This window comes from Pseudomonas jilinensis (assembly GCF_003586265.1).
GTDB lineage: Bacteria > Pseudomonadota > Gammaproteobacteria > Pseudomonadales > Pseudomonadaceae > Halopseudomonas > Halopseudomonas phragmitis.
This window is the reverse complement of sequence record NZ_QJSA01000007.1, coordinates 1-11700: the sequence shown is the minus strand read 5'-3', so window position 1 is coordinate 11700 and position 11700 is coordinate 1. Positions and strand designations below refer to the sequence as shown.

Annotated in this window: 11 protein-coding genes; 7 read left to right on the top strand and 4 right to left on the bottom strand. The window is 62.8% G+C overall.

Translation table 11 applies throughout. The annotated features are described in order from the left end of the window. The first annotated feature begins 6 nt into the window (after positions 1–6). Positions 7–990 (top strand): hydrolase, encoded by a 984-nt coding sequence (locus C2846_RS08810; protein ID WP_119701260.1) that lies wholly within the window; start codon positions 7–9, stop codon positions 988–990. Between the two features lie 10 nt (positions 991–1000). Here the strand turns inward: C2846_RS08810 and C2846_RS08805 are convergent, their stop codons facing one another. Further along, positions 1001–1648 (bottom strand): TetR/AcrR family transcriptional regulator, encoded by a 648-nt coding sequence (locus tag C2846_RS08805; protein WP_080049118.1) that lies wholly within the window; start codon positions 1646–1648, stop codon positions 1001–1003. A gap of 120 nt (positions 1649–1768) precedes the next feature. Between C2846_RS08805 and C2846_RS08800 the strand changes: the two genes are divergently transcribed. The 6 genes from C2846_RS08800 to ggt all read left to right on the top strand — a co-directional run bounded on the left by C2846_RS08800 (position 1769) and on the right by ggt (position 8248). Further along, complete coding sequence (locus C2846_RS08800) at positions 1769–3211, top strand: coniferyl aldehyde dehydrogenase (RefSeq protein WP_119701259.1); 1443 nt, start codon at positions 1769–1771, stop codon at positions 3209–3211. Positions 3212–3250: 39 nt separating this feature from the next. Next, positions 3251–3790 carry a twin-arginine translocation pathway signal protein gene (locus C2846_RS08795; RefSeq protein WP_119701258.1) on the top strand — a complete coding sequence of 180 codons (540 nt, stop codon included), beginning with the start codon at positions 3251–3253 and terminating at the stop codon, positions 3788–3790. Positions 3791–3811: 21 nt separating this feature from the next. After that, entirely contained in the window at positions 3812–5407 is a 1596-nt protein-coding gene (locus C2846_RS08790; protein WP_119701257.1) for a GMC family oxidoreductase, read from the top strand. Positions 5408–5667: 260 nt separating this feature from the next. Continuing rightward, a complete protein-coding gene (coaD, locus tag C2846_RS08785) occupies positions 5668–6147 on the top strand; it encodes a pantetheine-phosphate adenylyltransferase (RefSeq protein ID WP_080049114.1) in 480 nt (159 codons plus the stop codon). Positions 6148–6168: 21 nt separating this feature from the next. Then, complete coding sequence (locus tag C2846_RS08780; RefSeq protein ID WP_080049113.1) at positions 6169–6420, top strand: YfhL family 4Fe-4S dicluster ferredoxin; 252 nt, start codon at positions 6169–6171, stop codon at positions 6418–6420. Between the two features lie 157 nt (positions 6421–6577). After that, positions 6578–8248 carry a gamma-glutamyltransferase gene (gene ggt, locus C2846_RS08775; RefSeq protein WP_119701256.1) on the top strand — a complete coding sequence of 557 codons (1671 nt, stop codon included), beginning with the start codon at positions 6578–6580 and terminating at the stop codon, positions 8246–8248. On the opposite strand, the gene C2846_RS08770 is transcribed toward ggt, so the two are convergent. The 3 genes from C2846_RS08770 to C2846_RS08760 all read right to left on the bottom strand — a co-directional run. Next, on the bottom strand, positions 8235–10076 hold the full coding sequence (locus C2846_RS08770) for a Na/Pi cotransporter family protein (protein ID WP_080049112.1): 1842 nt from the start codon (positions 10074–10076) through the stop codon (positions 8235–8237). The genes ggt and C2846_RS08770 overlap by 14 nt on opposite strands. A gap of 70 nt (positions 10077–10146) precedes the next feature. After that, positions 10147–10446 (bottom strand): hypothetical protein, encoded by a 300-nt coding sequence (locus C2846_RS08765; protein ID WP_080051636.1) that lies wholly within the window; start codon positions 10444–10446, stop codon positions 10147–10149. A gap of 477 nt (positions 10447–10923) precedes the next feature. Continuing rightward, positions 10924–11700: HPP family protein (locus C2846_RS08760; protein ID WP_205890149.1), on the bottom strand; the 777-nt coding region annotated here is incomplete at its 5' end.

The following is an 11700-nucleotide window of genomic DNA, read 5'->3' as shown; positions in this document are numbered from 1 at the left end:
GGGGTCATGAACGGCTTTCGTCCGGCCCGCTGGTTGCCCGGCGGGCACCTGCAAACCCTGTTCAGCCCCTTGCTGCGGCGCCGGCCTCAACTGCCGCGCCAACGCCAGCGCCTGGCCCTGAGTGACGGCGATTTTCTCGATCTGGACTGGTACGGCCCCGAATCCACCGCCGGTCCATGCATCATCTTGCTGCACGGCCTGACCGGCAGTGCCGAGTCGCCCTACATCCTCGGCCAACAGCAGGCTCTGGCGGCACGCGGCTGGCGTTCGGTGGCGGTCAACTGGCGGGGCTGCTCAGGTGAGCCCAATCAACGGGCCAGAAGCTATCACTCCGGGGCCAGTGACGATCTGGCCGAGGTGGTCGGGCACCTGCGCCAGCAACTGCCACAGCACGACCTGGCCGCCGTTGGCTACTCTCTGGGTGGCAACGTGCTGCTCAAGTATCTGGGTGAGTGCGGGGCAGACTGCCCGTTGCAGGCTGCGGCGGCGGTCTCGGTTCCGTTTCGCCTGGATCAGTGCGCCGACCGCATCGGCGAAGGGTTTTCGCGGGTCTACCAGGCGCGTTTTCTGCGCGATCTGCTGGCCTATGTCGCCAACAAGCGGCGCCTGTTCGCGCATCACAGCCTGTCGGCCGAACAGGCCCGACTGGATGCGCTCGGTACTCTGGAGGGCATGGACAGCCTGTGGGATTTCGATGACCGGGTTACTGCCCCGCTGCACGGTTTCGCCAGCGCCGCCGATTATTACCGGCGTTGCAGCAGCCGATTCTTTCTTGCCGGCATTCAGGTACCGACCCTGATCGTACAGGCGCTGAACGATCCCTTCGTTTACCCCCACAGCGTGCCTGAACTGGCCGAGCTGTCGGCCAGCACCCGGATGGAACTGCACCCGCGCGGCGGGCATGTCGGCTTCATCGAAGGGCCGCCGTGGCGGCCGGGCTATTATCTGGAGCGGCGCCTGCCAGAGTGGCTGGCGCAGCAGCTCGGCTGAGGCAACCCGCTCAATGGCCCAGCGGCGCGTAATACTCCGCCAGCATGGCCTGCACGGCCGGGCGGGCCTGCTCGGTCAGCAGCCCCAACTCCTGGGCCAGCACCTGATACACCCCGCGCCGCAATAGTGCCGGGGTCAATTCCGATTGATCCGCATCCAGCACCGAGGTGTAAACAAAGCTGATCCAGCTAGTCATCAGCAGCCAGCTATTGATCGCCAACACCTCGGGATCGGTCCGCTCGGCATCGAGAATCCCGGCCTCGGCCAGGCCCTGATAAATCGCCCGGCCACTGTTCACACAGCGGCGTGAGAACTGCCGATAGCGCTCGGCCAGGTCCGGGTCGGCGCTGAGCAAATGCTCCTGATCGCGCAGAAAAAAGCGGTAATCCCACAACCCACGAAAAATCGATTCCAGGTAGTGGGCCTTGTCCTCCAGGCTCAGCGCCCGCCCCTCCGGCACCCGGAGATAATCATCCACCTGAGCCTCATAGCGACCAAACAGCTCGGTGACGATCTGCTGCTTGTTGCGGAAGTGGTAGTACAGGTTGCCTGGCGAGATACCCAGGTGGGCAGCGATATGGTTAGTAGTCACGGCCCGCTCCCCCTGTTCGTTGAACAGTTGCAGGCTGGCCTGAAGAATTCGCTCACGAGTTTTCATGCGCTTGGTCGGTTTCCTGTCTGGAGCATTTGACACTTTAGAGCAATTACTCTAAAAATGGCAGCCATCACGATAAAAAGCCGATTGCCACCCGGCATACGGCTGCCCTACGGAGGCCACATGGTAGCGGATATCGCATATCTGCAGGATCAACAACGCACCATTGAACACCTACACCAGTTGTTCGAGCGTCAGCGCGCGGCCTTCCTCGCCGCCCCCATGCCCAGCGCCGAGCAGCGCATCCAGGCACTGAGCAAGCTCAGAGCCGCGCTGGTGCGTCATCAGCAAACCCTGATCCAGGCCATCAGCGATGACTTTGGCCGCCGCAGCGCCGATGAAACCCGGCTGGCCGAGCTGATGCCCTCACTCGAAGGCATCCACTACGCCAGCAAGCGCATCCGCCGCTGGATGCGCCCTTCGCGGCGCAAGGTTGGCCTTGCCTTTCAGCCCGGCAAGGCACAGGTGATTTACCAGCCGCTGGGCGTGGTCGGCATCATCGTGCCCTGGAACTATCCGCTGTATCTGGCCATCGGCCCGCTGGTTGGCGCACTGGCCGCCGGCAACCGGGTGATGATCAAGATGAGCGAGTCGACCCCGGCCACCGCCGAGGCCCTGCGCACACTGCTGGCCGAGCTGTTCGATGACAGCGAGGTAGCCGTGGTGACCGGTGAAGCCGAGGTCGGCATGGCCTTCTCCAAGCTGCCTTTCGATCACCTGCTGTTCACCGGCGGCACCGGCATCGGCCGTCACGTCATGCGCGCGGCAGCCGACAACCTGACCCCGGTTACGCTGGAGCTGGGCGGCAAGTCACCGGCCATCGTCAGCGCCGATGTGCCACTGCAGGATGCCGCCGAGCGGATCGCCTTCGGCAAGGGTCTGAATGCCGGGCAAACCTGTGTGGCACCAGACTATGTGCTGTGCCCGCGCGAGCGGGTGGACGCCCTGGTCGAGGCGCTGCAGCAGCGTTTCACCCACATGTACCCCAGCCTGCGCAACAACCCCGACTACACCCAGATCATCAATGCCCGCCAGCATCAGCGCCTGAGCGGTTATCTGGATGACGCCCTGAGCAAGGGTGCGCGAGTCATCAGCGTCAACCCGGCAGGCGAAAATCTGGACGACACCCGGATCCTGGCACCCACCCTGCTGCTGGATGTCAGCGATGAAATGCGGGTGATGCAGGAAGAAATCTTCGGCCCGCTGCTGCCGATCCTGCCCTATGACTCACTGGAGCAGGCGCTGACCTATATCGCCGAGCGGCCCCGGCCGCTGGCGCTGTATTACTTCGGTTACGACCGGGCCGAGCAGCAGCATGTGATGCAGCACAGCCATGCCGGCGGCATGTGCATCAACGACACCATCCTGCATGTCGCCCAGGATGACATGCCCTTTGGCGGCGTTGGCCCGTCGGGTATGGGCCACTACCACGGTCATGAGGGTTTTCTGACCTTCAGTAAGGCCAAGGGGGTCTATATCAAGCAGCGCTTCAACGGCGCCCGGCCAATCTATCCGCCCTACGGCGGCAAGCTGTTGCAGTTGATCTATCGTTTATTTATTCGCTGATCACTGCCCACAACAATAATCATAACAACGAGGTGGTTCATGACATCTCTCACCCAAACCCGGCTCAGCCGCCGGGAACTGCTCAAGATCGGTGCCGGCGCCAGTCTGGCGCTGACCACCGTCGGCCTGACCGCGACCCTGAGCGGCTGCTCATCCAGCCGCCCGAGTAGCGACTTTGAAGTGCTGCGCGACAGCGACCTGCCCGTGCTGGCGGCCCTGCTGCCAGCACTGGTCGGTAACCATCCGGCGCTGACCAATCAGCCGCAGGCCATCACTGCCACCCTGCGCCAGCTGGATATCAGCCTGGCGCATACCTCGGCGGCGATCCAAAAGGATGTTCACGACCTGCTCGGCCTGCTCAGCCTGCCGTTGACTCGCGGTCCGCTGACCGGCATCTGGGGCAGTTGGGAGCAAGCCTCGCCAGAGCGCCTGGAAGCCTTCTTGCAGCGCTGGCGCGACAGCCGCCTGGAGATGCTGCGCCAGGGCTATAAGGCTCTCAGCCAGTTGTTGCTGATGGCCTGGTACGCCCTGCCCCTGTCCTGGGAAACCACCGGCTACCCCGGCCCACCGCAGATTTGAGCCGTTCACACGAGGTGATTTATGTCCGTACCTGATATTTTCCGCCAGGGCATTGAGCGCGGCTGGCAGGTCATCGACGCCAGTCTCCAGCCGGATAACAGCGTCTTCGAAGCCGATGTCATCATCATTGGCAGCGGTGCCGGCGGCGGCACCAGTGCGCAGATTATGGCCGAAGCCGGGCTCAAGGTGATTGTGCTCGAGGAAGGCGCCCTCAAGACCTCCAGCGACTTCAAGAACGACGAGGCCAAGGCCTATGCCGAGCTGTACCAGGAAGGCTCGGCCAGGGCCACCCGCGACGGTGGCATCGGTATTCTCCAGGGCCGGGCCGTTGGCGGCACCACCACCGTCAACTGGACCAGCAGCTTCCGCACGCCAGAACCAACGCTCCAGCACTGGGCCGAGGCGCATGCGGTGTCCGGTCTGGACAGCGCCAGCCTGGCGCCCTGGTTCGCCCAGATGGAAGAACGCCTGGGCATCAGCCCCTGGGCGGTGCCGCCCAATGCCAACAACGACGTGATCCGGCGTGGCTGCGAGGCGCTCGACTGGCACTGGGCAGTGATCCCGCGCAACGTGCGCGGTTGCTGGAACCTCGGCTATTGCGGCACCGGCTGCCCGGTCAACGCCAAGCAGTCGATGCTGGTGACCACCCTGCCGGCGGCGCTGGAGCGTGGTGCAGTATTGATCTACCGAGCCCGGGCCGAACGTCTGCAGTTCAACGGCGATCAGATCAGTGAAGTTGAATGCCGGGCCATGAACCAGCTCCAGACTCTGGCCGATGGCCCACGATTGCGTCTGCGCGCCCGCCATGTGGTGCTGGCTGGCGGTGGTATCAACAGTCCGGCGCTGCTGCTGCGCTCCAAGGCTCCGGACCCGCATCAGCGTCTGGGCAAGCGGACCTTTCTGCACCCGGTCAACTTCACCCTGGCTCAGTTCGATCAGCCGATCAACGGCTTCTACGGCGCGCCGCAGTCGATCTACTCGGATCACTTCCAGTGGCAGCAGGGTGCTCTCGGGCCCATGGGTTTCAAGCTGGAAGTGCCGCCCATGTACCCCAGCATCACCTCGGCGCTGCTCGGCAGTCACGGCCAGGAGAACTTCCAGCGCATGCGCCAGCTGGCTCACAGCAATATTATGCTGGCCCTGTTGCGTGACGGTTTCGACGATGCCAGCCCTGGCGGCAGCGTCGTGCTTCGCGACGACACTACCCCGGTACTCGACTACCCACTCACCGATTACCTGTGGGAAGGGGCTCGCCGGGCCTATCTGGCCATGGCGGAAATCCAGTTCGCCGCCGGTGCCCGCGAGGTGTTCCCGGTCCACGTCCACGGCCGCGCCAGCCGCACCATGGCCGACTTCCGCCAGCAGGTTGAAGGTCTGAGCTACCGCATCCACGACGTACGCCTGGCCAGTGCCCATGTCATGGGAGGCTGCGCCATGGGTGATGATCCGCAACGGGCGGTGGTCAACAGCCAGGGCCGCCACCATCAGCTTGAGAACCTCACGGTGCTGGACGGTTCGCTGTTCCCCACCAGCATTGGCGCCAATCCGCAGCTGTCGATCTACGGCATCGTCGCCAAACTGGCCAGCGGCCTGGCCAGTGAATTAAGCCGGGCCTGAGCCCGGCCAGGCCCCCACTCCGTCATTGCGAGGAGCGGGGGGCGGCCATCCGCCGACGTGGCAATCCATACCCCCCAGACACACGCACTCCTGCCTGGATTGCCACGGGCCTACGACCCTCGCAATGACGGGGTGGTACGGTCACGGCGGGAGGGCGCTGGAAGCGCCATACCGTCGCTCACAATGACGGGCGTGATGACTCAACCCCCGGCGTTGGGCTACCATCTGCCCCCTAGCCCACAGATGCAGGATTCGTCGTAATGAATACCGTCCTCTATCCCGGTACCTTCGACCCGATCACCAAAGGCCATACCGACCTGGTTGAGCGGGCTTCGAAACTGTTCGACAAGGTGGTGGTAGCGGTGGCGGCCAGTACCAAGAAGAACCCGGCCTTTCCTCTGGAGCAGCGGGTCGAGCTGGCCCAGGAAGTGCTCAAGCACCTGCCCAACGTCGAGGTAGTAGGCTTTTCCACGCTGCTGGCACATTTCGTCAAGGACGTGAACGCCAATGTGTTGCTGCGCGGCCTGCGTGCGGTTTCCGACTTCGAATACGAATTTCAGCTGGCCAACATGAACCGTCAGCTCGCCCCCGAGGTGGAAAGCCTGTTCCTGACGCCTTCGGAGAAGTATTCTTATATCTCGTCGACCCTGGTACGCGAGATTGCGGCGCTGGGCGGCGATGTCACCAAGTTCGTTCACCCGGTCGTGCATGAGGCGCTGATGAAGCGCTTCCACGGCTGACCCTGCGAGGTCACAGCCATCATGGCCCTGATCATTACCGACGACTGCATCAACTGCGACGTCTGCGAGCCGGAATGCCCGAATGGTGCCATTTCCCAGGGCGAGGAGATCTACGTGATCGACCCGAACCTGTGCACCGAATGCGTCGGCCACTTCGATGAGCCACAGTGTCAGCAGGTCTGCCCGGTTGACTGCATTCCGCTCGATCCCAACCATGTAGAGAGCCAGGAAGAATTGCTGGAGAAGTACAACATTCTCACCGGCAAAGCCTAGGGGGCTGCTGCCGTTTCGAGGCAAGACATTGAGCGATAAAAGGACGTCTGACAACTTGCTACGGGAGCAACTGCTCCCGCCTTCCGGGGAACGCCGCCTGGGAGCCTTGAGCATCTGTTCAAGGCCGGGGATTTGCAGACGTCTTGCAGGAGCGGTTGTGCTGCCGTTGCTGGCCCTGACTCTGGCTGGGGCGTTGCAGGCAGCACCCGGGCCCGGCCAGCAGGCTGTAGCCACCGCCCACCCGATCGCCACCGAAGCAGCCCATCAGATTCTCGATGCCGGCGGCAATGCCTTTGATGCCGCCATCGCCGCCGCCGCGACACTCGGGGTGGTCGAGCCTTACGGTTCGGGCATCGGGGGCGGTGGCTTTTTCCTGCTGCGCCAGGCTAATGGCGAAGCCATCGACTACCGCTTTATCGACGCCCGCGAAACCGCCCCGCAACTGGCTGGACGCGACCTCTACCGCAACATCAGCGGCGAGGTGCAGCGCGACCCGGCGATCAATGGCCCGCTGGCTGCCGGCATCCCCGGCCTGCCCGCGGCGCTGGTACATCTGGCTGAACACTACGGGCGCCTGCCGCTAAGCCAGAGCCTGGCCCCGGCCATCGACGCTGCCGAACAGGGCTTTGCCGTCACCTCACGCTACCAGGCACTGGGCAGCTTCCGGGTCGAAGCCATGCGCCGTGACCCGGAAACCGCACGGCTGTTCCTGCGTGACAACGACATACCCGCCGAAGGCAGCCTGATCCAGCAACCGGAACTGGCCCAGACCCTGCGCGCGCTGGCCGAGCAGGGCCGGGCTGGTTTTTATGCCGGCCCCGTGGCCGAGCAACTGCTGAGTTCGGTGCAGGCTGCCGGCGGTATCTGGCAACAGGCCGACCTGGACAACTATCAGGTCATCGAGCGCCAGCCGATTCGTTTCCATAGCCATGGTTTCGAGGTCATCAGCGCGCCCCTGCCCTCGGCTGGCGGCATTGCCCTGGCCGGTATTCTGCAGGGGCTAGAAACCCTGCCCAAAGCCCAACCCGGCTCTACTGCCTGGACTCACAATCTGGTTGAGCTGATGCGCCGCACCTACCGCGACCGGGCTACCCTGCTGGGCGATGGCGACTTTGTCCCGGTCCCGGTTGAGCGCCTTACCTCGGCCAGCTATGCCCGTGAGCTGGCCAGCCAGATCGACCCGCAGCGCGCCACCCCGAGCAGCAGCCTGGGTATGCCCAAGGTCTTCAGCGAAGGCAGCAACACCACTCACTTCTCGCTGATCGATGCCGATGGCAATGCCGTAGCCGCCACCCTGAGCATCAACCTGCCGTTCGGCGCGGCCTTTACCGTACCCGGTACCGGGGTATTGCTGAACAATGAGATGGACGACTTTGCCGCCGACCCCGACGGGGTCAACGAATACGGACTGGCTGGCGGTGAGGCCAATGCCATCGCGCCCGGCAAGCGGCCACTGTCGAGCATGACCCCAACGCTGCTGGAGAATGATCAGCAACTGGCCGTGCTGGGCACACCCGGTGGCAGCCGCATCATCACCATGGTCCTGCTTGGCAGCCTGGAGGCCATCGACGGCCAGCCGGTCGAACGCTGGGTCAGCCGCCCACGCTTCCATCACCAATACCTGCCCGATCATATCCAGATCGAACAAGCGGCCTTCAGCCCGCAGCAACAAGCCGACCTGGAAGCGCTCGGCCACCAGATCAGGCCGGTCGGCCGGGATTATGGCGATATGCAGGCTCTGCTGTGGGACAAGCGACGGGGCGAGCTAAGCGCGGCCAGCGACCCACGCGGAGTTGGCCAGGCCAGCGTACAGCTCAAGACAGACTGAGGCTCGGCTCGATCCGTTCGGCACTGGCTTCCAGCTCAGCGCTCAGGCCATCGTAGAGCACCGCATGGGCCAGATGCAGATGGCGACGGATGCGCAGCATGTAATGCAGATCGTTGAGCAGTGAGGTAGCCTGCCAGCCATCGAGCAGGCGTTCGCGCAACAGACGCTGCACCAGCGCCTGAAAATGCTCGGCAAACAGATTGTCCTCGGCCTCATAGCGGGCAAACAACGCCTCGCGGGCCGGAGAGTCAATCTCCAGATCGGCCAGCCTGGCCAGCTCAATCAGCGCCAGCCCACATTGCTCACGCAACTGACCATAGGCCTCGCGCACCGCCTCCTGGGGGCTGTCGATCTGCCGGCGCAGGTTAGTCTGCAAGTGCTTGGCCGCCTTGACCGCCTCGACCAGATCCCGGGCTGCCAGGTTGTCGTCCATCAACGCCTGCTGCTGCTCGGGCAGTAACGAGATATCCAGACGGCTGATGAAGTCGACAATATCGCCATACACCCCTTTGACGTGTCGCTCATACAACGCATCGGCATCCTCGCGCTGCTCACCGGGCACCGGGCGCTGAAGCTGGGCATGAAGCTGCTCGCGGCTCATACCCTGATGAATATCCGGCGGCAAATACAGCGCCGAGGCCACCACCTTGCGGCTCAAGGTCGCCAGGTGCAACAACTCCTGGCCCAGCACCTTGAGCGCGGTGTCAGCATGCAGCATGGCCGAGTCGTTGAGATAAAGCGCCCGGGTGCGCGGCTGCTCGCTCAGCGCCAGATCGGCACCCTCCGGCCCAACCGCCGGAGTGGGGTCAGGTAGCCAGCGCATCAGAGCCTTAAGCAGCAACGGCGTCAACGGCAGCATGATCACCAGTCCCAGCACATTGAACAGGGTGTGGAACAACGCCAGCTTGAGGGTATAGGCATCGGCGGCAATGCCGATCAGTTCGGCGGTCCAGTCCACTGAACGGGTCAGTAGCGGCAAAGCCGCCAGCGCCACCGCCCCGGTCATCAGGTTGAACAGTACGTGCGCCACACCCAGACGCCGGCCGGCCTGGTTACTGGCCACGGCCCCCAGCGCCGAAGTCACCGCAGTCCCCAGGTTGGCGCCAATCGCCATGGCCAGCGCATTGGCGTAATCCAGCTGACCGGTGGCCAGGGCCGCCAAAGTGATCATCAGGGTTGCATGGCTGGACTGCATCACCACCGTGGCCAGCAATCCGAACAGGGTATAGACCACCACCCCCAGCCAACCGCTGATCTGGTAACGCTCGGGATCGAGAATCCCCTGGAAGCTGGTAAAACCGTCCTTCATCAGGTCGATGCCAAGGAACAGGAAACCAATCCCCAGCATCACCTGACCAACACCCTTCCAGTAGGCCTCACCACGCCGGCCGAGAATCCCGCCGAACACCAGCATCGGCATGGCCACCGCCGCCAGATCCACCTTCAACCCGACTACGGCCAGTAGCCAGGCCCCGGTGGTAGTCCCCAGGTTGGCCCCGAACACTATCCCGATCCCGGCCATCAGGCTCATCAGCCCGGCACTGAGAAACGCAATCGACAAGAGGGTGACCAGAGTACTGGACTGCACCAGCGCGGTACTGACCACGCCGAACAGCAGGCTTTTCCACAACCGGTTGGTGCAACGGGCCAGCCAGCGCTCCAGCGCACCGCCGGTAAAGGCCCGGAAGCCATCCTCAAGATGGCGCATACCCATGATGAACAGCGCGATACCAGCCGCCAGCGTAGCGGCCTCCGGCTGCCAGAAGAACAGGATGAGCAGCCCCAGCAACAGGGCCGACATCCAGCGTGGTTTAAGCAGACTATGCATGCCCGACTACCCGACAGGCATCAGACGCGATAGCGGCGACAGCAACGATAGTCCGCCCCCGCAACCCATATCAGCGGCGTTCGTCCTGCTGTTTGCGGCCATAGCCGCTGCGGGTACAACCCAGGCAGCGCACAAAGGTTTCCCGACCAGGGCGAACCACCAGCTCCTGGCCAGCTTCCTTGGTGTTACCCGCCAGCGCAGTGAACGGCAGGCTGACCACAAACGCGGCAGCCCCAATGGCAGTCGCACCCAGCAGCAACGGCCGGGCAATTACCAGATCACCCACCATCGCATAGAAGCCCGGGTTCTCGACTTCATGCTGATAACCGTAGGACGAATCGGCAGCCAGCACGCTGCCAGTCAGCAGCATACCAACCATGAAAGCAGTGAAATGACGTAACAGGCGCATAGTGGAATCCCTGGTTGTGGCCCGATAGGCATGAGTGTTGGTCGGAGCGCCTTCTTCCCGGGCGCCCATCACTGTTCATTGTAGGCACAATCCCGCCGTTGCGGAACGTGGCAAAGGAAAAATGCCGACCATGCACGGTTGCCACACAAGCGCGCGTGCGAAGCGAAAACATGCGCCTCTGTCTCCCATAACCTTTGCTTCACTGCCGTCAGCGTATGGGGTCATGGCTCGGACTTATGGCGAAAGAAATGACCGTATAGCTACCGACCTTGCACCGACTTGCATGGATTGCCACGCCGCTACGCGGCTCGCAATGACCCGGAATAGATGCACGACCCCAGGCTCTACCCACACAGCCCAACCACTCCCCACCGTCATTGCGAACGGCCGAAGGCCTGAAGCAATCCATGCGGAGCCCTGCCATGCACCACCACCCCATCAGGCATAGATCGGAATGTAAGCTTCCGTGTATGGTGTGGACTCGGGCAGTTGTTTGCGGATGATGCCGATTAGTTCGTTGAGCTGGGTTTTGCGGCAGTAAAGAATCTCCTCCCAGGGGATCATTCGTCCCTTACCTCCATCCCCTTCGGGGTTGTACCACTCGAAATGCAGCCCAATGATCGAGCGCCGCCGAAATACGGTCATCTTGGTAAAGTCACTCCACGGGTGAAAACCCTGATGAAATCGCTCATGCATTCTCCGAAACTGGCTGGACGTTCCCATCCGCAAATACATCAACCCCATCAAGCCCGGCCCGGCAATCGCGCCGATCAGCGCTGCCGGGTGCACCATCGCCAACATCAGCATCACCACCCCGGTAATAATCGCCGCCCACTTCAACAGCTGCGGCAACCACTTGGGGAATTCTTTCCATTCGCAGAACTCCAGTCCAGAGGCCGTCAACCGGTAGGCGAACTTGGTTTTTTGGTGGGTCATGCTAAACGCCAAGCTCACCATAAGAATATAGGTAAAGCCATCCAGCACTGGATCAAACCCGGTCCCTCTTGTGGACCAATACATCAATCCTGCGAAGATCAGAATCAAAACAGCGAATAACCCATTCGCAATATCCGTGTTATACGACCGAGCCTTCAACGACCACTCGGCCAGTGCAGGCTCATCCTTGTACTGCCAGTCCAGTTGCGGGGGCAGGGCCAGGGCTTTGGCTGGGAACATCTGGATTCTCCATAGCCTGGAACACCAGAACCTTGCAAC